Origin of the sequence: Rhodococcus sp. PD04 (assembly GCF_035918275.1) — a bacterium.
Lineage (GTDB): Bacteria > Actinomycetota > Actinomycetes > Mycobacteriales > Mycobacteriaceae > Rhodococcus > Rhodococcus rhodochrous.
The window spans coordinates 80,034-106,827 of the sequence record NZ_CP142143.1 but is presented as its reverse complement, the minus strand read 5'-3'; the positions used below and the strand labels follow the sequence as shown (position 1 = coordinate 106,827).

The 26,794-nt window shown below is 68.3% G+C and carries 26 protein-coding genes; 17 read left to right on the top strand and 9 right to left on the bottom strand.

Translation table 11 applies throughout. The features are described 5' to 3' along the window. The first annotated feature begins 104 nt into the window (after positions 1–104). Together U9J23_RS00480 and U9J23_RS00475 are read left to right on the top strand one after the other, a co-directional pair. Complete coding sequence (locus tag U9J23_RS00480; RefSeq protein WP_085468714.1) at positions 105–1,589, top strand: adenylate/guanylate cyclase domain-containing protein; 1,485 nt, start codon at positions 105–107, stop codon at positions 1,587–1,589. A gap of 222 nt (positions 1,590–1,811) precedes the next feature. Beyond that, positions 1,812–2,957, top strand: coding sequence for an MBL fold metallo-hydrolase (locus tag U9J23_RS00475; protein WP_059382041.1), 1,146 nt, complete (start codon positions 1,812–1,814; stop codon positions 2,955–2,957). A gap of 9 nt (positions 2,958–2,966) precedes the next feature. Here U9J23_RS00475 and U9J23_RS00470 read toward each other — a convergent pair whose 3' ends face one another. Further along, entirely contained in the window at positions 2,967–3,593 is a 627-nt protein-coding gene (locus U9J23_RS00470) for an SRPBCC family protein (RefSeq protein ID WP_085468712.1), read from the bottom strand. Further along, positions 3,590–3,973 (bottom strand): ArsR/SmtB family transcription factor, encoded by a 384-nt coding sequence (locus U9J23_RS00465; protein ID WP_059382039.1) that lies wholly within the window; start codon positions 3,971–3,973, stop codon positions 3,590–3,592. The genes U9J23_RS00470 and U9J23_RS00465 overlap by 4 nt, the downstream gene beginning before the upstream one ends. Positions 3,974–4,040: 67 nt before the next feature. Here U9J23_RS00465 and U9J23_RS00460 point away from each other — a divergent pair, with 67 nt between their 5' ends. From U9J23_RS00460 to rraA, 3 genes are read left to right on the top strand one after another with little or no spacing between them, the layout of a single operon-like run. Beyond that, positions 4,041–5,885 (top strand): AMP-dependent synthetase/ligase, encoded by a 1,845-nt coding sequence (locus tag U9J23_RS00460; protein ID WP_272266367.1) that lies wholly within the window; start codon positions 4,041–4,043, stop codon positions 5,883–5,885. An 18-nt stretch (positions 5,886–5,903) separates the two neighbouring features. Then, positions 5,904–6,287 carry a DUF5313 family protein gene (locus U9J23_RS00455; protein ID WP_059382037.1) on the top strand — a complete coding sequence of 128 codons (384 nt, stop codon included), beginning with the start codon at positions 5,904–5,906 and terminating at the stop codon, positions 6,285–6,287. Between the two features lie 48 nt (positions 6,288–6,335). Next, a complete protein-coding gene (gene rraA / locus U9J23_RS00450; protein ID WP_085468710.1) occupies positions 6,336–6,824 on the top strand; it encodes a ribonuclease E activity regulator RraA in 489 nt (162 codons plus the stop codon). Between the two features lie 25 nt (positions 6,825–6,849). Here rraA and U9J23_RS00445 read toward each other — a convergent pair whose 3' ends face one another. Beyond that, positions 6,850–7,071 (bottom strand): RNA-binding S4 domain-containing protein, encoded by a 222-nt coding sequence (locus tag U9J23_RS00445; protein WP_006553353.1) that lies wholly within the window; start codon positions 7,069–7,071, stop codon positions 6,850–6,852. Between the two features lie 28 nt (positions 7,072–7,099). Between U9J23_RS00445 and U9J23_RS00440 the strand changes: the two genes are divergently transcribed. From U9J23_RS00440 to U9J23_RS00430, 3 genes are all read left to right on the top strand, one after another. After that, complete coding sequence (locus tag U9J23_RS00440) at positions 7,100–8,455, top strand: cryptochrome/photolyase family protein (protein WP_272266364.1); 1,356 nt, start codon at positions 7,100–7,102, stop codon at positions 8,453–8,455. Positions 8,456–8,739: 284 nt separating this feature from the next. Continuing rightward, on the top strand, positions 8,740–10,104 hold the full coding sequence (locus tag U9J23_RS00435; RefSeq protein ID WP_085468708.1) for a TIGR01777 family oxidoreductase: 1,365 nt from the start codon (positions 8,740–8,742) through the stop codon (positions 10,102–10,104). Further along, positions 10,101–11,567, top strand: coding sequence for an SDR family oxidoreductase (locus tag U9J23_RS00430; RefSeq protein ID WP_230824169.1), 1,467 nt, complete (start codon positions 10,101–10,103; stop codon positions 11,565–11,567). Before U9J23_RS00435 ends, U9J23_RS00430 begins: the two co-directional genes overlap by 4 nt. Positions 11,568–11,712: 145 nt before the next feature. Here the strand turns inward: U9J23_RS00430 and U9J23_RS00425 are convergent, their stop codons facing one another. Continuing rightward, positions 11,713–12,303: a lipocalin family protein gene (locus U9J23_RS00425; protein WP_272266348.1), complete on the bottom strand. Its 591-nt coding sequence runs from the start codon at positions 12,301–12,303 to the stop codon at positions 11,713–11,715. Positions 12,304–12,334: 31 nt separating this feature from the next. Next, positions 12,335–13,006, bottom strand: coding sequence for a fasciclin domain-containing protein (locus U9J23_RS00420; protein ID WP_272266346.1), 672 nt, complete (start codon positions 13,004–13,006; stop codon positions 12,335–12,337). A gap of 172 nt (positions 13,007–13,178) precedes the next feature. Here U9J23_RS00420 and U9J23_RS00415 point away from each other — a divergent pair, with 172 nt between their 5' ends. From U9J23_RS00415 to U9J23_RS00400, 4 genes are all read left to right on the top strand, one after another. After that, on the top strand, positions 13,179–13,814 hold the full coding sequence (locus U9J23_RS00415) for an alpha/beta hydrolase family protein (RefSeq protein ID WP_272266344.1): 636 nt from the start codon (positions 13,179–13,181) through the stop codon (positions 13,812–13,814). After that, on the top strand, positions 13,804–14,427 hold the full coding sequence (locus U9J23_RS00410) for a DUF1365 family protein (protein WP_272266342.1): 624 nt from the start codon (positions 13,804–13,806) through the stop codon (positions 14,425–14,427). Before U9J23_RS00415 ends, U9J23_RS00410 begins: the two co-directional genes overlap by 11 nt. Before the next feature lie 77 nt (positions 14,428–14,504). Further along, positions 14,505–15,077, top strand: coding sequence for a sigma-70 family RNA polymerase sigma factor (locus U9J23_RS00405; protein WP_272266340.1), 573 nt, complete (start codon positions 14,505–14,507; stop codon positions 15,075–15,077). Continuing rightward, complete coding sequence (locus tag U9J23_RS00400) at positions 15,070–15,888, top strand: anti-sigma factor (protein ID WP_272266338.1); 819 nt, start codon at positions 15,070–15,072, stop codon at positions 15,886–15,888. The genes U9J23_RS00405 and U9J23_RS00400 overlap by 8 nt, the downstream gene beginning before the upstream one ends. Positions 15,889–15,910: 22 nt before the next feature. Here the strand turns inward: U9J23_RS00400 and U9J23_RS00395 are convergent, their stop codons facing one another. Beyond that, the gene (locus U9J23_RS00395; RefSeq protein WP_272266336.1) at positions 15,911–16,687 is read right to left on the bottom strand and encodes a putative protein N(5)-glutamine methyltransferase; all 777 of its coding nucleotides are present in this window, start codon (positions 16,685–16,687) and stop codon (positions 15,911–15,913) included. Positions 16,688–16,747: 60 nt separating this feature from the next. Continuing rightward, positions 16,748–17,248 (bottom strand): MarR family winged helix-turn-helix transcriptional regulator, encoded by a 501-nt coding sequence (locus U9J23_RS00390; protein WP_230824173.1) that lies wholly within the window; start codon positions 17,246–17,248, stop codon positions 16,748–16,750. A gap of 46 nt (positions 17,249–17,294) precedes the next feature. On the opposite strand from U9J23_RS00390, the gene U9J23_RS00385 reads away from it, so the two are divergent. The 3 genes from U9J23_RS00385 (at position 17,295) to U9J23_RS00375 (ending at position 23,490) form a co-directional block, all read left to right on the top strand. Then, a complete protein-coding gene (locus tag U9J23_RS00385) occupies positions 17,295–19,409 on the top strand; it encodes an MMPL family transporter (RefSeq protein WP_174479607.1) in 2,115 nt (704 codons plus the stop codon). A 104-nt stretch (positions 19,410–19,513) separates the two neighbouring features. After that, positions 19,514–22,846 (top strand): bifunctional lysylphosphatidylglycerol synthetase/lysine--tRNA ligase LysX, encoded by a 3,333-nt coding sequence (lysX, locus tag U9J23_RS00380; RefSeq protein WP_228525982.1) that lies wholly within the window; start codon positions 19,514–19,516, stop codon positions 22,844–22,846. Positions 22,847–22,890: 44 nt separating this feature from the next. Then, positions 22,891–23,490, top strand: coding sequence for a histidine phosphatase family protein (locus tag U9J23_RS00375; protein ID WP_059382022.1), 600 nt, complete (start codon positions 22,891–22,893; stop codon positions 23,488–23,490). 33 nt (positions 23,491–23,523) lie between these two features. On the opposite strand, the gene U9J23_RS00370 is transcribed toward U9J23_RS00375, so the two are convergent. Then, on the bottom strand, positions 23,524–24,006 hold the full coding sequence (locus U9J23_RS00370) for a nuclear transport factor 2 family protein (protein WP_024102596.1): 483 nt from the start codon (positions 24,004–24,006) through the stop codon (positions 23,524–23,526). Positions 24,007–24,174: 168 nt separating this feature from the next. Here U9J23_RS00370 and U9J23_RS00365 point away from each other — a divergent pair, with 168 nt between their 5' ends. Both U9J23_RS00365 and U9J23_RS00360 read left to right on the top strand, forming a co-directional pair. Next, positions 24,175–24,816, top strand: coding sequence for an MSMEG_1061 family FMN-dependent PPOX-type flavoprotein (locus U9J23_RS00365; protein ID WP_059382021.1), 642 nt, complete (start codon positions 24,175–24,177; stop codon positions 24,814–24,816). A 36-nt stretch (positions 24,817–24,852) separates the two neighbouring features. After that, positions 24,853–25,764, top strand: coding sequence for an SDR family NAD(P)-dependent oxidoreductase (locus U9J23_RS00360; protein WP_272266331.1), 912 nt, complete (start codon positions 24,853–24,855; stop codon positions 25,762–25,764). A gap of 23 nt (positions 25,765–25,787) precedes the next feature. On the opposite strand, the gene U9J23_RS00355 is transcribed toward U9J23_RS00360, so the two are convergent. Then, entirely contained in the window at positions 25,788–26,630 is an 843-nt protein-coding gene (locus U9J23_RS00355; protein WP_080968217.1) for a cutinase family protein, read from the bottom strand. Between the last annotated feature and the right edge of the window lie 164 nt (positions 26,631–26,794).

Genomic DNA, 26,794 nt, shown 5'->3' with positions numbered 1-26,794 from the left:
CGAACCGGGCGATCAAGTGTAAATCGTTCGATTCCACGAGTCCTGCACGGCAGCCCTACCTCCGGAACACGACCTCTTCCGTTCTACCTCGCTAGGCTGTACGAGTGGATCCGCCGGTCACCCGGTACCTGCCCCGCGACGGTCACAATCTGGCCTACGGGGTGGTCGGAACGGGCCCGACCGACGTCGTGTGGTTCTTCGAGGTCCAGATGCATCTGGACCTGTTGTGGACCGATCCGTACATGCACTCGCTCTTCGAACGCCTCGCCGCCTATTCGCGCGCCGTCTACTTCCAGCGTCGCGGTTTCGGGCTCTCCGATCCCGTCGATCACGTGCCCACGATCGAACAACAGGCCGAGGACGTCGTCGCCCTCATGGACGCCGAGCAGATCCGGCACGCCACCCTCGTCGGGATCCACAGCACATGTGGCCCACAGGTGCTGGTCGCGGCGACCGCACCCGAACGTGTCAACGCACTGATGTTGATCTCGCCGTACTGCGAACCGTTGCTCGATTACGACCGGCCCCCGCACGGGTGGACCGAATCCGAGGTCGACGAGTTCGTCGCGCTGTGGCGCGACGCCGTGCGGCACTGGGGCGAGGGACGCACGATGGCGCTGACCGACCTCCACGTCGACAGCCCTTACAACCGTCGGCTGATGGCCATGCTCGAACGGTGCTCCGCGTCGCCGAGCACGATGAGCGCCCACCTCGAGGCGAGTCTGCGGATCGACTATTCGCATGCCCTCGCCTCCGTGCAGTGCCCGACGAAGGTGGTGCTGCTCGCCGGAGGCTCGATGCCGATGGCCGCGGCGAGACATGTGGCCGATCTGGTGCCGCACGGAGAATTCGTGATCACGCGGCCGTCACCGCGCGGCGCCGCTCTCGGCGAAGCGTGGTCGCAGGTCCAGACGATCGTCGAGGAACTCGTCCGCGGGTCCGTCCCGCCCGTCGACGCCGGCCGGCGGTTCGCGGCCACCCTGTTCACCGACATCGTGGGATCGACCAGGCTCCTCGCACGCATCGGCGACACGTCCTACCGGGCTCTGCTCGCGCGTCACGAACGCGACGTGCGGTTCGCCGTGACCGAAGCGGGTGGAGAGCTGATGAGCATCGTCGGGGACGGCACCTTCAGTCTGTTCGACGGGCCCGTGGCCGCCGTGCAGTGCGCGGCGCGGATCGTCGCGGAGGCCCGCCGCCTCGGGTTCGAGGTGCGCGCCGGGGTGCACGCCGGCACCGTCGAGCCCACCGGGACGGACGTCACCGGTCTGACCGTGCACGTGGGGGCACGCATCGGCGCAGCGGCGGGCCCCGGCGAGGTGCTCGTCTCGAGCCATGTGCGCGAGCTGGCCGGTGGATCGGGACTGCAGTTCGCCGACAGGGGCTCGCATCGGCTCGCCGGCGTGCCGGGCAAGGTCCACCTGTTCGCCCTGACCGGCGGACAGCCGTCCCTGCAGGCGCCGCGGAAACGAGTCTCGCTCAACACCTTCGACCGCGTCGTTCTCCGGGCGGCGCGACGCACGCCGCAGGTACTGCGTTCGGCTGCCGCACACGCGAACGCCCGGCAGCGGCGACGCTCGGACGGTTGAACACGAGCGGCGGGGCACCGACATCGGGCGGATCGTGTGGTCCGGCCGCGCTCACCGGATCACGACCGCGCTCACCGGATCGACGCCCCCCTCATCCCGGAAATATGGTCTGCGTCACATCGGATCACGGAACGGTTCGCGGCGACTCGACCGGAGGGGAGCGTGTACATGTGTGATGTTCTGGGACGGCTGTACTCGGCCGGAGTGTCCCGACGAAAGTTGTTGGCCAGTTTCGCCGTCGGCGCCACGGCTGTGGCGGCCACCGCATGCAGTCCCGGTACCGACACGGCTGTTGCGGCTCCATCGCCCGATCGCCGGTTCGCGCCGGAGCCGTATCGGGGGCAGCGTACGCGCCTGGTTCTGCTCGGCACCTCGGGCGGTCCTCCCTACTGGCCGGGGAGCGAACGCGAAGGCATCTCCTCCGCCGTCGTGGTCGGAGACCGGTACTACCTCGTCGACGCCGGTCACGGTGTCATGCGGCGCCTACGAGGGGCGGAACTCGGACCCAACTTCGACACCGATATCGACGGCCCCCTCGATGCCCTGGGCGGCATCTTCCTGACCCATCTCCATTCCGATCATGTCGTCGACCTCAACAACATCCTCACCGAGGGGATCTACAACGGACTGCAGCACGTGGAGAAGATCCCCGTCTACGGCCCGGGCAATCGTGGAGTACTCCCACCCCTGTTCGGGCAGGGCCCCGCACCGGAACCCGTGGCACCCGGCAATCCGACACCGGGTACCCGGGAGATGACGGACCTGATCGTCCAGGCGTTCGCCACCGATTTCAACGATCGTCTGTTCGACAACCGCAAGCCCGCCCCCGACGCCCTGTGGGAGGCCTTCGACGTTCCGGTACCGGCGCAGTATCTGGCCGATCCGAACGGCAACCCCTGCCCCGACATGGAACCGTTCACCTTCTTCGAGGACGACCGCGTCCGGGTGTCCGCGACCATGGTCGACCACGCTCCCGTCTTTCCCGCTCTCGCCTACCGTTTCGACAGCGACGACGGTTCGATCGTCTTCTCCGGAGACACCGGCCCCACACCCAATCTTGTGAAACTCGCACGGGGAGCGGACGTTCTGGTACACGAGGTAATCGACCCGGCCTGGCCGGAGTCGTTGTTCCCCGAGCCCCGCACGGATGCCCAGGAAGGGCTATACCAGCACCTCGTCCAATCACACACCCTCATCGAGGATCTCGGTCCGATCGCCCAGGAAGCGGGCGTGGGAACGCTGGTACTCTCACACATGGTCCCGGGCAATCGACCCGATTCCACCTGGGAAGGATGCGGCGCCGGATTCGACGGGCGCCTGGTGATCGGCCACGATCTCGACGTGGTCGGCGTCGGCGCCCCTGCCTGATCCGGCTCTCTATCCGCCCGTGTAGAACGCACTCGTCCGTTCGGCGGCGGCGCGCGCCTGTTCGGGGTCCTCGCCCGCGGCGATGTCGGCCTCGCACCAGGCCGCGCTGCTGTCGCGGACGAACTGCAGGCCTTCCTCGGACATCGACCAGGATTCGAATTCCTTCGGATCCACCGCCTCTCCCGATTCGATGTGCAGGCCGAGTCCGAGAAGTGCCTGGTCCCAACCGATACCGACCGCGCCCGGGCCGTACTGCTCCCAGTGCTCGTCGGGGCGGGCGATGTGCGAGAGTTCGAGGCGCGCACGGTCTCCCGGTTCGGGCAGGACCGACACCTCGATCCAGCTCACCTGGCCCGCGAATTCCCAGGTGGCCGTGAACGTCCTGGGCGGATCGCAGGTAAGGATCTCGCCACCGGCGTTGCCCTGGAGCTGGTACCGGCCACCGACCTCGAGGTCTCCCTCGACGGGCAGGAACCAGCGCGGGATGCGTCGCGGGTCGGTGCATGCCTCCCACAGGTCCTCGGCGCTCGTGCGGTAGCTGCGCGAGATCGTGACGACCTTGGCTTCGTGGCCCTCGACGGTGCGACGACCGACCGTGCGGCGACTCGTCTCGTTGCCCGTGATCACATTCTTCATGAGGATTTCCTTCTCTCGTCGGAAGCAGGGAGCGCGGGCGGGACGGCGTCGCGGTTCCGCCGCTCACGCTTGCCGCGCGCGATCTCGGTCTCCAGCGCGTCGAGCGCCGCGAAGACCGGGGGATGCAGGCCCGCGAGCCAGTCCTCGAGTTCCACGAGGACTGCGGGATCGAGTTCGTAGTAGCGGCGGGTGCCGTCCTTGTGGACGACGGTGAACCGCTGGTCGCGCAGGATCTTGAGATGTTGTGAGACCGCCGGCTGGGATATGGAGAACTCCCGGCCGATCGCCGCGACGATCTCCCCGGCCGCCTGCGGACCGCCCGCGAGCAGTTCCAGAATGCGGCGGCGAACCGGATCTGCGAGGACCTCGAACCCGTGCATGGCCCCACTATATAAGTTCCAACTTATATTCACCAGAAGGACGGTTCCGCTACCTAGACTTCGATATATGACGACAACGACGCGCGTCTCCGAGGAAAAGGTCGACCGAGCGGTCATCGACAACCGGGCTCCCTCGGTCGCCCGCCTGTTGATCGATCGAGTGGCCGCCACACCCGACGCCGAGGCCTTCCGCTTCCCCGACGGGAAGGACGGCTGGACGTCGGTCACGTGGGAACAGACCGGTGATCGGGTACGCCTGCTCGCGGCCGGCCTGATCGCTCTGGGTATCGAGCCCGAGGACCGCGTGGCCCTCGCGTCGTCCACCCGCTACGAATGGGTGCTCGGCGACCTCGCCGTCATGTGCGCGGGCGCCGCGACCACCACCGTCTACCCCACCACCCACGCCGGCGACGTCGCGTTCATCGTCGCCGACTCCGGCAGCCGGATCGTCATCGCCGAGGACGCCGGGCAGGTCGAGAAACTCGTGGGCCACCGCGGCGATCTACCCGACGTGGCGAAGGTCGTGGTCCTCGACGGCACCGGCGACGGCGACTGGGTCATCACCTTCGACGAACTCGCCGAACTGGGCCGCGGCCTGCTCGCCGAGGACTCCGGCGCGGTGCTGAACCGGATCCACAGCATCAGGGCCGAGCACCTGGCCACCCTCATCTACACCTCGGGCACCACCGGTAAGCCCAAGGGCGTGCGCCTGCCGCACTCGGCGTGGACCTACGAGGCCGCCGCCATCGACTCGCTGCACATGCTCACCTCCGACGACCTGCAGTACCTGTGGCTGCCGCTGTCCCACGTCTTCGGCAAGGTGCTGCTCACCCTCCCCCTGCAGATCGGCTTCCCCACCGCTGTGGACGGACGCGTCGACAAGATCGTCGAGAACCTCGCCGTCGTCCGCCCGACCTTCATGGGTGCGGCCCCGCGCATCTTCGAGAAGGCCCACGCACGCGTCGAGGGAATGATGGAGGAGGAAGGCGGCGCCAAGAAGAAGATCTTCGACTGGGCCGTGGGCGTGGGCCGGAACGTGTCGAGGGCCAAGCAGGCCGGCAGGTCGCCCGGACTGCTCGACAACCTGCAGCACGGCCTCGCCGACAAGCTGGTCTTCTCCACCATCCGCGAACGCTTCGGCGGCCGCCTGCGGTTCTTCATCTCCGGGTCGGCGGCGCTCAACCCCGACGTCGGCGAGTGGTTCGACGCCGTCGGCATCCCCGTCCTCGAGGGTTACGGCCTCACGGAGACCTCGGCCGCGACGTTCGTCAACCGTCCCTACGCCAACCGCATCGGCACGGTGGGCTGGCCCGTCCCGGGCACGGAGGTCCGCATCGCGGAGGACGGCGAGGTGCTCGTCCGGGGCCCGGGTGTGATGACCGGCTATCACAACCGGCCCGACGCGACCGCCGAGTCGCTCTCCGACGACGGATGGTTCCACACGGGCGACATCGGCAGCCTCGACGACGAGGGTTACCTGCGCATCACCGACCGCAAGAAGGACATGTTCAAGACGTCGCAGGGCAAGTACGTCGCCCCGTCGTCGCTGGCAGCGACCTTCAGGGGCATGTGCCCGTATGCGTCGGAGATCGTCGTCTACGGCGAGGGCAAGCCCTACTGCGTGGCGCTGGTGGCGCTCGACCCCGAGTCCGTCGGCGAATGGGCGAACAAGAACGGGTTGAGCGGATCGTTCGAGGACATCGCGCGGCACAAGAAGACCCACGAACTGATCTCCGGATACATCGACGAGCTGAACCTGCAGCTCAACCGGTGGGAGCAGATCAAGAAGTTCACGATCATCGAACGCGAACTGTCGGTCGAGTCGGGCGACCTGACACCGAGCATGAAGCTGCGCAGGAAGGTCGTCGTCGACAACTTCGCCGACAGGCTGGCAGGCCTCTACGACAAGTGACGGCCTATCCTGGATCTCATGATGAGTAGTGCACGACCGAATTTCCTGCAGCGGATCGGCTACATGTTCGGTCGCGCGCTACCGCCCGAGATGCGGGAGTGGGTACGCGAGGACGTCCTCGGCCCCGGCGGAGCACGCCGCTACCTGCTGCGATGGAACCTGCCGATCATCCCGCTGCTCCTGCTGTTCCTGTTCATCCCTGGGCCGGTGTGGATCCCGATCGCGATGATGCTGTTGCTGCTGCTGCCGTGGATCTACTTCTCGGTGGCGCTGATGCCCATCTGGCAACGGCACCGCCTCCAGCAGCACGGGCTCGATCCGGAACTGCTCAGCGCGAAGGCACGCGCCCGCGCCGCGCGCGAACGCGAGGACTACGAGCGCCGTTTCGGCCGCGCGTCCTGACCGGACCTCCCCACCGTGCGGGGAACTGCGCCCGCTTATCCTCGCACCATGAGTGACGCCCCTGCCTTCACAGCCACTGCAGACCTCGCCGACGAGATCGGCCCGGACATCCGCAGCTGCGACACGCAGTTCATCCAGTTCGGTGGCCGCGCCGAGTTCGTCGGTCCCATCACCACCATCCGCTGCTTCCAGGACAACCTGCTCGTCAAGCAGACCCTCTCCGAGCCGGGCAACGGCGGCGTGCTCGTCGTCGACGGCGGCGGCAGCATCCACACCGCACTCGTCGGCGACATCATCGCCGGTCGCGGTGTCGACAACGGCTGGGCCGGGGTCATCGTCAACGGCGCTGTCCGCGACTCCGCGATCCTGCGCACGCTCGACATCGGCATCAAGGCCCTCGGCACCAACCCGCGCAAGAGCACCCAGACCGGCTCCGGCGAGAAGAACGTGCCCGTCGAGATCGGGGGCGTGACGTTCAACCCGGGCGAGATCGTCTACAGCGACTCCGACGGCGTCGTCGTCCGCGCCGAGAACTGATCACCCGAGCGCGCGGGTCGACCCGCTATTCGTGCGCGACCCGCGCGCTCGCCCCGGCGATCTCCACCACATCGCCCACCTTCAGCTGACGGCCGCGACGCACCTCCACCTCACCGTTGACCGACACCAGCCCGTCGGCGATCACTTCCTTGGCCTCCGCACCCGATTCGATAAGGCTTGCGAGCTTGAGGAACTGACCGAGCCGGATCGACTCGTCGCGGATCGGTACATCGAATGCGTCGGACATGGCACCCATTGTCCCCGACACTGGATCCATGGCCCGCCCCAGCATCATCTGGTTCCGTCGTGATCTCCGACTGAACGATCTGCCCACCCTGCTCTCCGCCACCGAGGCCGCCGACGAGGTCCTTGCCCTGTTCGTCCTCGACGACGCGCTGCTCCGTCCGTCCGGGGCCCGCCGGCGCGACTTCCTCATGGGATGCCTGCGAGCTCTCGACCGGGATCTCGGCGGACGACTGCTCGTCGTCGAGGGAGACCCGGTGACGCTGGTGCCGCAGGTCGCCGCCGAGTTCGATGCGACCGCGGTTCACATCAGCTCCGACCACGGCCCCTACGGCACGCGACGCGACCGGGCGGTCGCCGAGGCGCTCGGGGACGTCCCGTTGGTGGCCACCGGCTCCCCCTACGCCGTCACGCCGGGCCGCGTGACGAAACCCGACGGCTCTGCATACAAGGTGTTCTCGGCCTTCCGCCGCGCCTGGAACGACCACGGATGGCACTCCCCCGCGGCGACCGGACCGGATACCGCCGACTGGGTGGACCCGAGCGGCTGCTCCGTACGCGTGCAGATTCCCGAGGTGGGTGACGAACCCGCACCGCCCGCCGGTGAGGCGGCCGCGCTGGAACGGTGGCACGAATTCCTCGACGACGGGCTCGAGCGGTACGCCACCGACCGCGACCGGCCGGCCTTCGACGGCACGAGCGGCCTGTCCCCCTATCTGAAGTTCGGCTGCATCCATCCGCGGACCCTGCTGCACGACATGAGGAACCGGTCGGACGAGGGCGCCGTCACCTTCCGCAGCGAACTGGCGTGGCGAGATTTCTACGCCGACGTCCTGTTCCATCGGCCCGAGACCGCCCGAAACAATTACAACAGCGACTTCGACGCCATCACCTACGATTCCGGACCCGACGCCGACGCCCTGTTCGCCGCGTGGTGCGAGGGCCGGACGGGATTCCCGATCGTGGACGCCGGGATGCGGCAACTCCTCGCCGAGGGCGTCATGCACAACCGGGTGCGGATGATCGTCGCGTCGTTCCTGACGAAGGACCTGCACCTGCCGTGGTGGCGTGGGGCACGGCATTTCATGAAGCATCTGGTGGACGGCGATCTGGCGTCCAACCAACACAATTGGCAGTGGACGGCGGGCAGTGGCACCGACGCCTCTCCCTACTTCCGGGTGTTCAATCCGACCCGGCAGGGCGAGAAGTTCGATCCGACGGGTGAATACGTGCGCAGGTGGGTACCCGAACTGCGGAGCATCGACGGCGCTCGTGTGCACAGCCTGCCCGACGGCCCTCCGGACGGATATCCGGAGCCGGTCGTCGATCACGCACACGAACGTCGCGTCGCTCTGGACAGATACGAGCGGATTCGCTCACCCCGATGAAAAAGTCGGCGACACGACCCATCCGGTCGTGGTGGTGCTCCGAACAACTTCTGGACGGACAACCTGTTCGCCGTACACCCAACGAAAGGACACCGCAGTGCGCGCTCTCGTCGAGGCAGCTTTCATGGCCATCCACAACCCGCTCGTCGACGCATACACCTTCCTGATCAGCGTCCTTCCTGCTTGAGTGGATACGGCGCCGGAGTCCGCTCCGGCGCCGTGACCACCGGGCGCCCCGGCGCCGTGACCACCGGGTGAGCATCACTGCAAACGGGAGGTAGGGCATGGGCATCGAATTCTCGAGCGTCGTCGACGCACCGCGCGACGAGGTGTTCGACTGGCACTCCCGGCCCGGCGCCATCCTCCGCCTGATCCCACCCTGGCAACCGATGAACGTCGTCGCCGAGGCCGACTCCCTCGAATCCGGCACGGCCGTCCTCGGTCTCCCCGGTGGCCTGCGCTGGATCTCCCGGCACAGCCCCGAGGACTACGATCCACCAGCACGTTTCGTCGACGAACTCTCGCACGACGGCCTGTTGTCGCGCCCCGCCACCGTCATCGGCTCGTGGCGCCACGAGCATCGTTTCGACGTCGTCGACGAATTTCGTACCCGCGTCACCGATCGCGTCGACACACCGGTACCGGGTCGTTTCCTCACCCAGACCTTCCGCTACCGGCACCGCCAGCTCGCCGACGATCTCGCGAGCCACCGCTGGTCGCACGCGCAGGGCATCCGGCCGGCGACGGTCGCGGTGACCGGATCGAGCGGACTCGTCGGTACCGCCCTGACAGCCTTCCTGTCCACGGGCGGCTACCAGGTCGTCCGCCTGGTGCGCCGGCAACCGCAAGGGCCCGACGAACGACGCTGGGACCCGCAGGATCCGGCGCCCGACCTGCTCGAAGGCGTCGACGCCGTCGTCCACCTGGCGGGCGCGTCGATCGCGGGACGGTTCACCGACTCCCACAAGGCCGCGATCCGCGACAGCCGCATCGAACCGACACGCCGACTCGCCGAACTCGCCGCGAGCACACCCAACGGTCCCGCGACCTTCGTCTCCGCATCCGCGATCGGTCTCTACGGCTACGACCGGGGTGACACACCACTCGACGAGAACGCATCCCGTGGAACGGGTTTCCTCGCCGACGTCGTCGCCGACTGGGAGGCCGCAGCACATCCCGCGGAGAAGAGGGGCCTGCGGGTCGTGCACGTGCGCACCGGCATCGTCCAGACACCCCGCGGCGGAACACTGCAGTTGATGCGGCCGCTGTTCGCGAGCGGTCTCGGGGGCCGGCTCGGTGACGGTCGGCAGTGGTTCTCCTGGATCGACATCGACGACCTCCTCGAGGTCTACCACCGCGCCCTCACCGATCCCGCTCTGACCGGACCGGTGAACGCCGTTGCACCACAACCGGTCCGAAACGAGGAATACACCCGGGTACTGGCGTCGGTGCTGCACCGTCCCGCACTGCTGCCCGTCCCCGGTTTCGGCCCGCGATTGCTGCTCGGCGACGAGGGCGCGCGCGAGGTGGCCCAGGCCGACCAGTTCGTCGTCCCGAAGGCGTTGATCGACGCCGGGCACCGCTTCCGGCGTCCCGATCTCGAAGCGTCGCTGCGTCATCAACTCGGCCACATCCTGGAGGAGTCGTGAGCGGAAAGCGTGTCCTGGTCACCGGAGCGACCGGCTACATCGGTGGCCGGCTCGCTCCGCGCCTGCTCGAGGCGGGTTACCGGGTACGGGTGCTCGCGCGCAGCCCCGACAAGCTGCGCGACGTGCCGTGGGCGGACGACGTCGAGATCGTCCGCGGCGACCTCGACGACGCGGAATCGCTGCACGAGGCGTGTCGCGACATCGACGTCGTGTACTACCTGGTGCATTCGATGGGTGGCCGCGACGAATTCGTCGACGCGGAGAAGCGGGCGGCGCAGAACGTCGCCGACGCGGCACGGGACAACGGTGTCTCCCGCATCGTGTACCTCGGCGGGCTGCACCCGGAGTCGGGTGATCTCTCGCCGCACCTGTATTCACGCGCCCAGGTCGGACGCATCCTGATGGATTCCGGTGTACCGACGCTCGTGCTGCAGGCCGGCGTCGTGATCGGTTCGGGTTCGGCGTCGTTCGAGATGATCCGGCACCTGAGCAACCGGCTCCCCGTCATGACCACCCCGCGCTGGGTGAACAACCGGATCCAGCCCATCGCGGTACGCGACGTCCTGCACTACCTGCTCGCCGCCGCCGATGCATCCCTCCCCCGCAGCGGCACCTACGACATCGGTGGACCCGACGTCCTGCGGTACGGCGAGATGATGCAGCAGTACTCGGAGGTCGCCGGTCTGACGAAACGCCGGATCCTCGTCCTGCCCGTCCTCACCCCGAAGCTCGCGGGCCTGTGGATCGGCCTGGTGACACCGATTCCTCCGCCTCTCGGTCGCGCGCTCCTCGAGTCGCTGTCGACCGACGCGGTGATGCGCAACCACGACATCGACTCGATCATCCCTCCACCGGAATCCGGTCTCACCGGCTATCGCGACGCCGTCCGGCTCGCCCTCGGCCGCATCGAGCGGGGAGAGGTCGAGACGACGTGGACGAACGCGTCCCCGGTCGGCGCACCCGCCGATCCGCTTCCGTCCGACCCGGACTGGGCGGGGGAGGTCGTCTTCACCGACGAGCGGTCGCTCGAGTCGGATTCGTCTCCGGAGAAGGTCTTCGCCGTCGTCGAGAGCATCGGTGGCGAGAACGGGTGGTACTCCTTCCCGTTGGCGTGGACGATCCGGGGCTGGCTCGACCGTTTCGTCGGCGGCGTCGGTCTCGACCGGGGTCGCCGCGATCCGAAGACCCTGCACACCGGCGATGCCCTGGACTTCTGGCGCGTCGAACTGATCGAACGCCCAACTCTGCTGCGTCTGCGCGCGGAGATGCGGGCACCCGGTGGGGCGTGGCTCGAATGGAGGGTCGAACCGCTGGAGTCGGGCCGGTCGCGTGTGCACCAACGGGCGATCTTCTTCCCGCGCGGGATCGCCGGCCGCCTCTACTGGTACGTGCTCGTCCCGTTCCACGGCATCATCTTCCGGGGGATGCTCGAGAACATCGCGGGCACGGCCGGCCGCCGCTAGAGCGATCCGCTACGTTCTTCGCCATCCGCTGCAGCAATTGCTGTAGCGGATGGCGAATTCGTGAGCGGATGTCCCCGGCACGACGAATCGGGGTGGTGTGCGGATCTTCCTCGGGATCCGCACACCACCCCGGTCGCCCCGAGAGTTACACGGTGCAGAGCGGTTTGATCTCCTGCAGTCCCTCGGTGGTGGGCGAGGTGAGCATGAGGCACGAGTTGTACCCGCTCGCCTCGACGACGTTCCGGATCTCGCGCCACGCGTCATCGCCGACGACGGGCGAACGCGACAGCACGAATCCGGAGATACGCGACGGGTCACCGACGAATGCCCACGAGTAATCGTCCGCGAGGTGCGTGACGATGTAGTTGCTCGGTCCGTCGAGCGAATCCTGGAACGGCACCCCCGGGAACGACACGTGCAGTGCAGCAGTGTCGTTCACGCGGGCGTTCCCGGTGATCCCGCGACGATCACCGGTGAACGTGGTGCACGAGTTCTCCACGCGCACGTTGCGTTCGTCGAGCAGCGTGTAGAACGCCGTCGTGTCGCGAGCGCAGTCGATGTTGTAGGGAGCCGGATTGGCGGCGAGCTGATACCACTGCCCCACATACCGGTTCACGTCGAGCTGGGGAACCGGGGTGAGCGGCGCTGCGGCGGCGGGCGTGGCGAACAGGAGCGCGCCTGCGGCGGCGCCGATCGCCGCCGCAAGCCCCCGAACGCCGTGTCGGGACCAACGCATGTCTTCTACCTTTCCGTCGACCGGGTGGTGATTACTGGGGCTGGAGGACACCGTCGATCAGGTACACGGTGGCGTTCTCGGTCTCGATGCCACCGCAGATGACGTTGGCGTCGTTGACGGTCCACATGTCACCCTCACCGGCGACCTCGACGGTGCCGCCCTGGACGGTGGTCTGTGTGCCGGCGATGTCGGCGGTGGTCAGCTCACCGGGAACCACGTGGTAGGTGAGAATGTCGGTGAGCAGAGCCGAATCCGTCTGCAGCGTCTGGACGGTCTCCGGCGGCAGGGCGGCGAACGCGTCGTCGACCGGCGCGAAGACGGTGAACTCGCCACCGTTGAGCGTCTCGACCAGGTTGACGTCGGGGTTGAGCTGGCCGGACAGGGCCTGCGTGAGAGTGGTCAGGATCGGCACATTTCCGGCGGCCTCGGCGACGGGCTGGTTCGCGAGTTCCTCGACGGACGACGGGCCGGTCGGGTTCGCGGCGACGTAGTCGGCGCAGCCCGGGCCGACGGGGCCGGAGGCCGGAGCAGCGGTTCCCGTTGCAGCAGTGGTGGTTTCCTCGACGATGGTCTCCTCGACGGTTTCCTCCATCGTGGTCTCGTTCGTGTCGCTTCCCGAATCGTCGGAACATGCAGCGACACCCAGGAGGGACATCGCACCGATTCCGACGGCGGCCAGGCTCTTGCGCGCAGTGATGTTCATGATCGTGGTTCCCTTCGTATGCCGTGACCGGAGAAGCGGCCACGTCGACCAGGTGTGTCACTGAGCATTCGATCCCCGGGGCGGTGCGGATGGGTCGGATCGAAAGAATTTTTTTCGGATCGGTATCCGGTGTTCGACCCATCCGTATCGCGGTCGGCTCCGAATGCAGGTCATGGACAATGTCGAGGATCTCCGACCGGCTCACGTACTCGTGCTGCCCGGTGGGCGTCCGGTCGGCACCACACCGCCGCGTGCGTGGCATCTGTCGCAGCTGCGCATGCGTCTGTTCACCGATGCCCTGCGCCTGCGGCTGAACAAGTACGACATCGCGGTCGACCTCGTCGACTACCGGTACTGCGGGTGGAACGACGACCACATGAGCCCGGTCCGCGACGGTCTGCGAGCGATCGAATCGGTGACCCGGCGTCGTGGGGACGTCCGGCTCGGGTTGGTCGGGCACGCGATGGGTGCGCGGGCGATCGCGCATCTCGCGGCCCAGCACGGGGTCGAGTCGCTCGTCGCTCTGGCACCGTGGTGGCCGGCCGACGACGCCGACCTGATCCCGGCGGGCCGGCACCTGCTGGTCGCGCACGGTACGGAGGACACCCGGACCGACCCGCGGATGGCGCAGAGCCAGACGATGGCGGCGGGAGACCGGGGCGTGAACACGCGCTGGCGTCCCCTGCCCGGAGCCGGGCACTTCCTCCTCACCGACCCGCGCTGGTGGGCCGACACCACAGCCGATTTCCTCACGTGCACACTATCGGGGAAACCGACCACGTGCCCCGGAGACGACCATGCATCCTGACCTTCCCCGCGCAGTCGCGATGATCGGCGACGACGTCGAGTTCCCGGGTGGCCGGGAGGCGGTCGTGCCGGCGATCTACCGGACCTTCGTCCGCCACGCGCAGGGCTCGGCCGAGCGCCCCTCGCTCGAGTACCGCGGCTTCAGCTGGGTCATGGACGTCGACGAGTCGACGCCCTCGCCCTGGTGGCTGCGCACGCTGATGCGATTCGAGCCGTGGGACCACTTCGTCGCGAGCGATTCCGACACCTTCCGCGGCCGGGTCGAGGACCAGCTCGTGGCCGACGGGATGCGGGTTCCGGGCGGGCGGATCACAGCGCTGCTGAACATCCGGCGCCTCGGTCTCGGATCGGATCCGCTGAACCTGTTCTGGTGCCACGATCCGAGCGACTCGCTCGCGTGCGTGGTCGCGGAGATCCATACGCGCCGGAACGGACGGCACTGCTACACGCTGCGCTCGGACGAGATCGACATCATCACCCGGGCCGGAGACATGTTCGCGGTCTCGGTCGCCCTGCGGCGGCCCGGTGTTCCGGTGTTCACCGCGACCGTCAGCGGCGAACGACTGCCGGTCGATCTCGCGACGGTCCTGCGTGCTCGGATGTGGATGGGGTGACGCTCGTGGTCGACACGGTTGCCTTGAGTGGAGGGAATGTCCCGGCTAGGCTTTCCCCCGATGAGCGGACTGAGCCGATGACCGGCGTCGGAGGCCACACCGATACCCTCGGCGAACTGCTCGGGCGGGTGGCCCGGCAAGACCCCACGGCGTTCGCCGAACTGTACGACGCGACGCGTTCCCGAGTCTTCGGCATGGTGCTCCGGGTCCTGCGGGATCCCGGCTACAGCGAGGAGACCACCCAGGAGGTCTACCTCCAGGTGTGGAGGTCGGCCGACAAGTACGACCCGCGCCAGGGTTCCGCTCTGTCGTGGATCATCACGCTCGCCCATCGGCGCGCCGTCGACCGGGTCCGCAGCGAGCAGTCCGGAGCCGACCGCGAGTCGCACTACGGTTCGACGAACGTCGACGCGGCCTTCGACTCGGTCAGCGAGGAGGTCGCGCAGCGCGACGACCGCCGCCGGGTGAACGAGTGTCTGGGTTCTCTCACCGAACTGCAGCGACGCTCGGTCGAGCTCGCCTACTACAGAGGCTTTACATACACCGAAGTGGCAGAAGAACTCTCGTCCCCGTTGCCGACGGTCAAGTCGCGCATCCGGGACGGCCTGAAACGACTGAAGAATTGTCTGGGGGTGACTGTGGATGGCTGACGAGGCGAACGATTCCTCGCGCGACCTGCTCGACATGGCACCCGTCTTCGCATTGGATGCCGTCACACCCGACGAGCGTCGGAAGATCGCCGAGCGGCTCGCGGAAGCAGACCCGGAGGTGTCCGAACGGTTCGACGCCGAGGTCCGCGAGGTCCACGAGACCCTCGCAGCGATGTCGGCCGGTACCGCGACCGAGCCGCCGCCCGAACTCCGGGTGCGACTGCTCGATCTGGTCCACGCCGAACTCACCGCGGAGACGCCCGCCGAGAAGACGCACACGGAAGAAGAAGGTGAGCCGGAGACGACCGAGGCACCTCGGGTGGAGGACGATCACCTGCCCGCACCCGTCTCCCTCGACGAGCGCCGGCAGGCCCGGCGGCGGAACTTCCTGCTCGCCGCGGCAGCGGCCGTAATCGTCGCGATCGGCGGCGTCGTGGTGGCCGGTCAGTGGCAGACCACGTCCGAGCCGGGCACGAGCGAGCGGGTCTTCGCCGCCGAGGACGTACGGACCTCGTCGGGCGAGCTCGACGGTGGCGGCACCGCGACCGTGGTGTTCTCCAAGGAGGAGGACGCGGGCGTGCTGGTGATGAACAACGTCGCCCCGCCGGCCGAGGGCAGCGTCTACCAGATGTGGCTGGTCGGCCCCGAGGGGATGGAACCCGCGGGCACGATGACACCCGACGACGTCGCGCCGTCGACGACCGCGGTGCTCGAGGACATCTCGGGTGCCACCGCGCTCGCCTTCAGCGTCGAGCCGACGGGCGGATCGACCCAGCCGACCGCGATCTTCGCTCAGCTGCCGCTCGACTGACATGTTCGCGGCAGCGAGCACGTCATCGGCGGGTGCCGATGACGACCGTCGCGTCGGCCTCCTCGGAACCCCGCGTGTCGGCGTCGAGTCCGGCCCGGGTCATGAGGTCGCGCACGACGGGCGCCTGCGATGCGGCCGACTCGACGAGCAGCGATCCACCGTCGGTGAGCCACCGGCCCGCATCGGCGACGAGCCGGCGATGGACGTCCAGTCCGTCGGGTCCGCCGTCCAGTGCGTGTCGCGGTTCGCTGCAGCGCGCCTCTCGCGGCATCGACCCGATCGACCCCGACGGCACGTAGGGCGCGTTGGCGACGAGCACGTCGACGCGACCGCGCAGCGCGCTCGGCAGTGCGTCGAACAGATCGCCGTCGAAGACCCGGTGGGGCGGCAGGTTCAGCCGGGCACACGCGGTGGCGACGGGATCGATGTCGGCCGCGTAGATCTCGCAGGCCTCGACGGCGGTGGCGAGCGCGGCACCGACGGCACCGCACCCGCAACACATGTCGACGATCACGGCGCCGGGTCGCGCGAGGTCGATCGCGCAGTCCACCAGGTACTCGGTGCGGCGACGCGGGACGAACACCCCCTCTCGCACCGAGATGCGCCTGCCGTGGAAGAAGACCTGTCCCAGTACGTGTTCGAGCGGTTCGCCGCCGACCCGCCGCGCGATGAACCGCTCCAGATCCGCGGGTGTAGGAGCGGCTTCGACGAGCAGCTGCGCTTCCTCCTCGGCGAACACGCACCCGGCTGCTCGCAGTGCGGAGACGACGTCGGCGTGGGTCCGGGGTGCGGAGACCATGCGGCACCCTACCGCGCACGCTTCGGACGGATCTCCTCGTTTTCCGGAGAGGGTGGCAGCTCATATTCCGTGGAGGGGTGGGATCACCCGATCGCGGGTACCCCCCGGGCTGTCACGAGGAGTGCTGTGGGAACGAACGATTTCGAGCAGGAGCCGGCGCAGGGTCGCCGGGTCCGAGACCGCGACCGGAGAATCGCCGCCGGGCGCGTCGTCGCGTTCGAGTTCGATCACCCGCCGGTAGGCGTCCACGCCCGACGGCGTGATCTCCACCCGCATCCTCCGCTCGTCCTCCGGGTCGACCGCGCGCGTGACGAAACCGCCGCGGACGAGATGGTCGACTGTCCGGCTCATGGTCTGGTCGGTCACCCGGCACGCGCGCGCCATCTCCCGTTGCGACAGCGGGGCATGGGCCACCGCGTGCAGTGCGATCACCCCCGCGTGGGTGAGCCCTCGTCGTCGCAAGGACTGCTCCCAGGCCTGCTCGACGAGCCGTGCCGCGGTGGACAGCAGACGACCGGTGGGCCACTCGTCGAGATCGTCTCCACCCCCATCGTTCAGCACGCTGAATAATCTAGTTCCGACACATTCGCTCACGCCAGGAGGAATCTTGAGCACTGCTACCGAGCCCCCACGCAGAACCAGCCGATGGCGGTGGCTCCTACCCGCCCTGTTGCTCATCGCGTGGCTCGTGGCCGCCGGTGGCGGCGGCCCGTTCGCGGGCAAGCTCAGCGAGGTCGCCTCCAACGACGCGAGCACCTTCCTCCCGGCATCCGCCGAATCCACCCGCGCCGACGAGCTGTACGCGCAGTTCAACGAGAGCGAGTTCATCCCCGCGATCGTCGTCGCCGAACGCGACGGCGGGATCACCGACGAGGACCTCGCCTTCCTGGCCACCGAATCGGCCGGACCGCCCCCGATCCCCTCCGAGGACGGTGAAGCCGCGCAGATGATCGTGCCGCTCGACGCCTCCGGGGAGGTCCAGGAGGCCGTCGAGGAACTCCGGACGGCCTTCGAAGGCGCACCGGACGGCCTGACCGTCTACGTCACCGGCCCCGCAGGGCAGGCCGCCGACCTGTCGTCGGCATTCGCCGGTATCGACGGACTGCTGCTGCTCGTCGCGGGCGGTGTCGTCCTCGTCATCCTCATCGTGGTCTACCGCAGCCCGATCCTGCCGTTCGTGGTCATCATCTCGGCGGTGTTCGCACTCGCACTGGCCAGCCTGATCGTCTATCTGCTCGCCGACGCCGGAGCCATCGCCCTCAACGGCCAGAGCCAGGGCATCATGTTCATCCTGGTCTTCGGCGCCGCCACCGACTACGCCCTGTTGCTGGTCTCCCGGTTCCGGGAAGAACTGCGTATCGAACAGGACAAGTACACGGCGATGCGTGCCGCGCTGCGCGGTGCGATCGAACCGATCGCGGCCTCGGCCGGCACGGTGATCCTCGGTGTGTTGTGCCTGCTGCTGTCGGACCTGAACTCCAACCGCGGTCTCGGCCCGGTCGCCGCCATCGGCATCGCGACGTCGTTCCTCGCGTCGCTCACCTTCCTGCCCGCCGCCCTCGTCCTGCTCGGTCGCGCCGCGTTCTGGCCCAGCCGGCCCCGCTTCGAGCCGGACACCGATCGCAGCGATCTACAGAGCTCCCACAAGTTCTGGGGCCGCGTCGCCGGCTTCGTCGGATCGAAGCCGCGCCCCATCTGGATCGTGTGCAGCCTCGTGCTCGTCGCATTCGCCCTGCTCGCCCCGCAGTTCAAGGCGAGCGGCGTGGCCTCGTCGGATCTGTTCCTCCTGCAGACCGATTCGAAGTCCGGCCAGGAGGTGCTCGGTGAGCACTTCGACGCCGGAACCGGTTCGCCCAGCATCGTCGTCGCCCGCGAAGGTGCGCTCGAGGGTGTCGTCAGCGCCACCGAGGGCGTCGAGGGTGTGACGACCGTCCAGCCCGTCCCCGGCCCCGACGGCGCGCCGCGCGTGGTCGACGGACTCGTCGCGGTGCAGGCGACACTGTCGGATCCCGCCGACTCCCTCGCCGCCGAGGAGACCGTCGAACGCATCCGCGAGGCGGTGGGCTCCGTGCCCGACGCCGAAGCACTCGTCGGCGGACCCACGGCCGTCGACCTCGACACGAAGGACACCGCGACCCGCGACCGCACCGTCATCATCCCGGTGGTCACGATCGTGGTCCTGCTGGTGCTCATCGCACTGCTGCGGGCGGTCGTCGCGCCGGTCCTGCTGATGCTCACCGTGATCGTCTCGTTCGCGGCGACCCTCGGCATCTCGTCGCTGGTGTTCAACCACCTGTTCGGGTTCCCGGGCGCCGACCCGGTGGTGCCGCTGTTCGGGTTCGTCTTCCTCGTGGCGCTGGGCATCGACTACAACATCTTCCTCATGACCCGCGTCCGGGAGGAGACGAAGAGAGTGGGCACCCGCGACGGAACCCTGCGGGCCCTGACCGTGACCGGCGGCGTCATCACCTCCGCAGGAATCGTTCTCGCTGCCACCTTCTCCGCACTGGCCGTGATCCCGCTGCTGTTCCTGGCGCAGATCGCGTTCATCGTCGCCTTCGGTGTCCTCCTCGACGCACTGCTCGTGCGGTCGCTGGTGGTGCCGGCCCTGACGATCGACATCGGGAAGAAGATCTGGTGGCCGAGCAGGCTCGCACGGACCGAACCGTCCGAGCCGGACGCCACCGAGGACGTCGCGACCGCCGGAGCACCCCGCTCCTGACAGACTCCTGAGCGGATGAGAACGGCCGCGGGACCGGGAATGTGATCCGGTCCCGCGGCCGTTCGTCCCACGGCTGCCGCGTTTGCCCGTTACCGTTCTATTCCATGTCTGCGGATTCCACCGCTCCTGCCGAGCGCCCGCGTCCGGTGGAGGACGCCCGACCGCCCACCCGGCCGTCGCTGACCGACCGTGTCGGTGGACGTCTGTCCGCCGTACCGCACATCTTCGGCCTGATCCTGGGCATCTACGCGGTCGTGGTCGCGCTGTGGTCGATCTCTCCGACCCTGCGCTACTGGATCCACGCCCCGCGTGAATATCTCGACGAGTACTACTTCGACGCCCCCGACACGAGCCTGTCGTTCGCTCTCGTCCTCGGTCTGCTCGCCGGTGCGATCGCCGGGCGCAAGCGCATCGCGTGGTGGATCCTGACGATCTACCTCGGCGGATTCACCATCACCAATCTCGTGATGAGCATCGTCGAGCGCGACCCGAACCACCTCGTCGCGTTGGTCGTCCACCTGCTGATCGTCGCGGTGCTGCTGCTGTCCTATCCCGAGTTCTACACGCGCGTGCGGCGCGGAAACGCCTGGGCCGCACTCGGTGTGCTCGTGGGTGGCCTGGTCGTCGGGACGCTGATCGGCTGGGGTCTGGTGGAACTGTTCCCCGGCACCCTGCCCGCTACCGACCGGTTCCTGTGGGCGCTCAACCGCGTCACCGCGCTGACGTTCATCGATAACGACCAGTTCGGTGGCCGCCCGAACGGGCTGGTCAACACGATCCTCGGCCTGCTCGGCGCCCTCGCCGTGCTCGCGGCCGTCGTGGTGCTGTTCCGGTCGCAGCGAGCGAGCAACGCGCTCACCGGCAGTGACGAATCGGCCATCCGCGGCCTGCTCGCCCAGAGCGACGATTCGCTCGGCTACTTCGCGACCCGCCGCGACAAGGCTGTGGTGTTCGCCCCCAGTGGCAAGGCCGCGGTGACCTACCGCGTCGAACTCGGCGTGTGCCTCGCGAGCGGTGATCCGATCGGCAACCCCGAGGCGTGGCCGCACGCCATCGACGAATGGCTCGATCTCGCCCGCGCCTACGGGTGGACACCCGCAGTGATGGGGGCGAGCGAGGACGGTGCGACGGCCTACCACCGTGCGGGTCTGAACGCGCTGCAGCTCGGCGACGAGGCCGTCCTGCTCACCCGCGACTTCAGTCTCGCCGGACGCGACATGCGACCGGTGCGGCAGGCCGTCAACCGCGCCCGCAAACACGGTGTGACCGCGCGGATCATGCGTCACCGCGAACTGTCACCCATCGAGCTGTCGGCGGCGATCCAGCGCGCCGAGGCCTGGCGCGACACCGAGAACGAGCGCGGTTTCTCGATGGCCCTCGGCCGGCTCGGTGATCCGCTCGACGGCGACTGCCTGTTCGTCGAAGCGGTCGCGGACGGCAAGGTCGTCGCGATGCTCTCGCTCGTGCCGTGGGGAGCGGACGGCGTGTCACTCGACCTCATGCGCCGCGACCCGCAGGCCCCCAACGGGGTCGTCGAACTCATGGTGTCCGAACTGGCCTCACGCGGCGCCGAGTTCGACATCGAGCGGATCTCGTTGAACTTTGCCGTCTTCCGATCGGTGTTCGAGGAGGGCGCGCGGATCGGCGCCGGCCCGATCCTGCGGTTGTGGCGGTCGATCCTGTTGTTCTTCTCGCGGTGGTGGCAGCTCGAGGCGTTGTACCGGTCCAACGTCAAGTATCACCCCGAGTGGGTGCCCCGCTTCCTGTGTTTCCGCGACAACCGGCTCATCCCGCGGGTCGCGCTCGCGTCGGCGATCGCCGAGGGCTTCCTCACCCTCCCGACCTTCGGTCGCCGGAACACCCAGCAGCACACGGGAACACACTCGGCCTTCCCCGAGGACCAGGTGGTCGCGGCGGAACTGCACGACGACGGCAGCGCACCCGACGTCGAACTCGCCGACGGCACGCCGGCCGTCTCGCACGGACGTCGCCGCCCCGAGCAGGTCCAGGTGCGGATGAACACCCTGCAACGGATCGTCGAGCACGGTGTCGACCCCTACCCGGTCGCGCATCCCCCGACACACACCGCCGCCGAGGCCCGGACCATGAAGTCCGGCACCCCGGTGACCGTGGCAGGGCGCCTGCTGCGCATCCGTAACTTCGGCGGTGTGCTGTTCGCGGTACTGCGCGACTGGTCGGGCGACATCCAGATCCTCGTCGATCGGCAACGGGTGGCCGGACAACGTTTCCTGTTCGATCTCGGCGACCTCGTCGAGGTGTCCGGCGAGATGGGACGCAGCCGCACGGGCGAGATCTCGGTGCTCGCCGATTCGTGGCGCATCGACGGCAAGTGCCTGCACCCGCTGCCCGACAAGTATCACGGTCTCGTCGACCCTGAAGCTCGCGTGCGGCAACGCTATCTGCATCTCGCGATCGACCGCGGCGCACGCGAGCACCTCGCGGCGCGCAGCGCGGTGGTGCGGTCGTTGCGCGACGAACTGCAGGCACGCGGTTATCTCGAGGTGGAGACCCCGATCCTGCAGGCGGTGCACGGCGGCGCGAACGCCGCACCGTTCATCACGCACATCAACGCCTACGATGCCGATCTGTACCTGCGGATCGCTCCCGAGCTGTACCTGAAGCGGTTGTGCGTCGCGGGCATGGCGAAGGTCTTCGAGATCGGCCGGGTGTTCCGCAACGAGGGTGCGGATTTCAAGCACAACCCGGAGTTCACGATCCTCGAGGCGTACGAGGCGCACAGCGACTACGAGAAGATGCGGGTCGTCGCGCGCGAGTTGATCCAGGCGGCAGCCCGCGCGGCACACGGACGCGAGATCATCCTGCGGCCCGGACCCGACGGCACCCCGGTCGAGATCGACATCTCCGGTGAATGGCCCGTCAAGTCCTTCCACGACGCGATCTCCGAGGCGCTCGGGACGTTCGTCGACGCGCAGACCCCCGTCGACGTCCTTCGACGCCTGTGCGACGAACACGAGATCCCCTACAACCCGGCCTGGGACGCCGGCGCCACCGCGCAGGAGATGTACGAGCACCTCGTCGAATCGAAGACGGAATTCCCCACCTTCTACACCGACTTCCCGACCTCGGTGTCGCCGCTGACCCGGCCGCATCCCCGCAAGCCGGGTGTCGCGGCGAAGTGGGACCTGGTGGCGTGGGGAGTCGAGTTGGGGACCGCCTACAGCGAGCTCACCGATCCGCTCGACCAGCGCGCCCGTCTCACCGAGCAGTCGCTGCTCGCCGCGGGCGGTGACGAGGAGGCGATGGAACTCGACGAGGAGTTCCTCGAAGCCCTCGAATACGCGATGCCTCCCACCGGCGGCCTCGGCATGGGTGTCGACCGGATCGTGATGCTCGTGCTCGGAGGCAGCATCCGCGAGTCGCTGGCGTTCCCGTTCACGAAGCCGCGACGCTCCTGACGGGTGGTTTCACGTGAAACCGCTCCACCTGGCATCGTGAGGTCGTGCAGCTACTCCTGATCCGCCATGCCGAGCCGAACAACGCCCGCGCCGAGACCGGGGTCGCCGACCCGCCGCTCACGGAGGCCGGTCGTCTCCAGGCGTCGCGGTTGCCGGACGCGCTGTCCCCGTACAACATCACCCGCCTGTTCTCGAGCCCGCAGTTGCGGGCCCTGCAGACGGCCGAGCCGGTCGCGGAACGACGCGGCCTCGACGTGGAGAAGCTGGAGGACATCGCCGAGTACGACTACGGCCACGACCACTACTTCACGATCGACGCCGCGAAGGACGTCGCACCGGCTGCCTACAAGCGCATCCTGGCAGGTCACCTGCCCGATTTCGTCGACGGAGACGCCTTCCGCACGCGGGTGCTGCGAGGGATCGACCACGTGGTGGAGACATGCGACCACGCCGAGACCGTGGCGCTGTTCGTCCACGGCGGGGTCGTGAACATCGTGCTGCAGCACCTGCTCGAACTGCCCCGGCCGCTGATGTTCCCCATCGAGTACGCGTCGGTGACGCGCATCCTCGTCTCACGCAGCGGTGCGCGCCGCGTCGCGTCGCTCAACGAGACCGGACACGTGCGCGACACCCTGCGCGTCTGAGTTCTCTCGCGGCGCCGGCCGCGAGTGGTCGGTTCAGCGCCGTGCGCTCGCGAGGAGGTCGCGGGCGGCGGTGCTGCCGTCGAGCAACCGCGACGTGCGGCGCACGATCTTCCAACTGCCGTCGATCCGGGCGAGTTCGAAACGATTGGCGCTCACCCGCCACACCCGGAACGAATCCGAATCGGCATTGCGGCGCAGCAGCAGCGAGTGGCAGGTCGCGACGGCGGTGTCGCCGTCGACCCGGATGTGCACCGGGTCGAGCAGATGACCGCAGCCCTCCTCGATGTAGTCCTGGTGCGGCCGGGTACGCACCATCTTCATGATGGCGTCGCGTCCCTCCATCAGGCGGATGTCGACGTCGTAGACGGCGTCCTCCGCCCACAGTTCCCCCACCGCCTCGGCGTCACCGGCATCGACGGCCGGGCCGTAGGCCGTGAGGACCTCGTGGATCGCAGCCTTGTCCTCGAGGAGCTGTACACGTTCGAGGAGGGAGGCCAGCAGGGCGGAGTCGGTCATCTCGATCCTTCCGGACGGGGGCGTCGCCACTCGTTCTACCGGGATCGGGAGCCTTGCCTCCCGGGTCGTCCCGGTGACCGGAAGCGCGGCCCTGACCAGGGCACGACCCAGGTGCCGACGTGATCTTCCCGCGCAGGATTGGTACGGTCACCGCCGGAGGTGCACCGGATGGATGCGGACAGGATCGACGAGCTCGTGCAGGGCGGGATACGGACACAGGGTGAGCTCGAGGCCGTCCTGGGCATTCCGCACCCGGCGATCGTCGACAAGGCACGACCACATCTGACACCGCTCATCAGGCATTTCCTGTCGTTGGCGCGGTTCTTCACGATCGCCACCACCGATGCCGTCGGGAACTGCGACTGCTCGCCGCGCGGCGACATCGAGTCGACGGTGCTCGTCCTCGACGACCACACGATCGTGCTGCCCGACCGGCCCGGCAACCGCCGCGCCGACTCGTACCGGAACATCCTCGAGAATCCTCACGTCGGGCTGCTGTTCTTCGTCCCCGGCGACGAGGAGGTGCTGCGGATCAACGGCCGCGCCACCCTGTCGACCGACCCCGACCTGCTCCGGAAGCTGGCGCTGCAGAACAAGCCGGCGCAGCTGGCCGTGATCGTGCAGATCGACGAGGTCTTCACGCACTGCGCACGGGCGATCCTCCGCGCCAAGCTGTGGGATCCGTCGACCTATCCCGAGCGCACGGAGGTTCCGTCGATGCGCGACATGCACGCCGAGCTCCACGCGATCGAGATCCCCGCCGACGCCGAGCCGGGCAAGGGCGAGCTCTACCGCGAGATCCTGTACTGAACTGACCGCACGGCGCGAGTACGTCACGATGGTGGGGTGACCTCTCGGATCGCCCAGATACGCCGCTGGCGCGCCGGTGCTGCACTACGCAGCCGTCTGCGCGACCTGACCGGCGCCCTCGTCGTCATCACCGGTGGCGGTAGCGGGATCGGCCGGGCCTCGGCGATCGCCTTCGCTGCCGAAGGCGCCATCGTCGTCGTCGCCGACAAGGATCTCGACAGCGCCCGCGAGACGGTGGCGCTCGTGAACGTCCCCGCACCGGGCGCCGGAGGTTCCGAGGCCGTCTTCGGCGGTGCCGCTCACGCCTACGAACTCGACGTCTCCGACGAACAGCAGGTCCGGGAGTTCGCACAGACCGTCCGGGAGCGGCACGGCGTCGCCGACGTGCTCGTCAACAACGCGGGTATCGGTGTCATCGGTGCCTTCGCCGACACCCCTCAGAGCGTCTTCGAGAACGTGATGGACGTGAACTTCTGGGGAGTGGTCTACGGCTGCCGCGCCTTCACGGAGCAGATGATCGACGCAGGCACGGGCGGGCAGATCGTCAATGCCTCCTCGGCCGCGGCGTTCATGCCGCAACGCAACCTCGCCGCCTACTCGACGAGCAAGGCCGGGGTGTTCATGCTGTCGGAATGCCTACGCGCCGAACTGCTCGAACACGGGATCGGCGTGACGGTGGTGTGCCCCGACCTGGTGGACACCAACCTCACCCGGGCGACGGCGTACGTGGCGCCGAACAAGGAAGTACGAGCGGCGCGACGCACCCGCACTCTGGCGATGTACCGGCGCCTGCACATCGCGCCGGAGAAGGTGGCCAAGGAGATCGTCGGGGCGGTCCGTCACAACCGGCCCGTGGTGACGGTCGCTCCGGGCGCGAAGGTCCGCAAGTGGTTGATGCGCTTCGCACCCCGCGTCATGCGTGTGGGCGCACGATTCGACATCGATTGACCGGCACCGCCCGATCCGGCCGGTCAGGCCTTCGAGGCGATCCAGTCGTGCAACCACCGCGTGGCCGTCGTTCCGCGACCGTCGACCACGTAGTTCGAGTAGTCCTGGTGGATCTGCGATTCGTAGAAGGTGCGGATCTTCCGCTCGCGCAGTTCGTTCGCCTCGGGCGTGAGCTGCAGTTGCAGCGTCGGGATGCCCCCGGCGGTCATGATGTCGTTGTAGAGGGCGGTCGCCTCGTCGCGGTAGTTCTCGAGCTGCTCGAACGGGCTGCCCGCCGAGATGGCGAGGAAGCCGGCCAGTCGCGTGACGAAATCCTCCGGCGGCGTCGAGCAGTAGAGGTCGCCCACAGCGCAGATGGTGCGCACGTTGGGTGTTACGAATCCGAAGCCTCCCGCGCGGGCACCTCCCGCGCCGGTGCCGGCGACGGGCGGACCGACGAACGGGTCGAGTTCGGAGCGACGCGGGTCGGACAGCAGACCCACCGCGACGAGGCGGTGCGGACCGATCACTCCCAGCCCGGTGCCGATCTCGGCGGCGAGATCGCCTGCGGCGTCGGCGCCCTGGCTGTAACCGACGAGGGCGAAGTTCGTGAGGGGGCACCGCTCGGCGGTGGCCGCGATGATGCCGCGCGCGTTGTCGACGGCGCGGTTGCGCGATGCCGCGTACACGTCGCCCTCCCACGGGAAGGCGGTCGCGGGATACGCGACGTAGTCGACGCGGGAGCTTGCCGGAAGACCGGACGTGACCTGGGCGAGCATGCCGTTCCCGCGGCCGGGGTCGGGGGTGTTCGAGGTCTCCCACGTGCCGGGCACTGCAACCACGTTCAGAGTCGGGCATCCGGGCGGATTCGCTTGCGCTGCAGGCATTGCGACGAATACTGCTGCACAGGCCGCCACTGCGGCCACCGTTGCCGCCCACACTCTTCTCATAGCCATGTCCCCGCCCCGCTACTGTCCTGGTGCCGCGTTCCTCCCCGGCAGTATCGAGTAGAAGGATGACATATTCGTGAACCGGATGTGATGTATCCGAG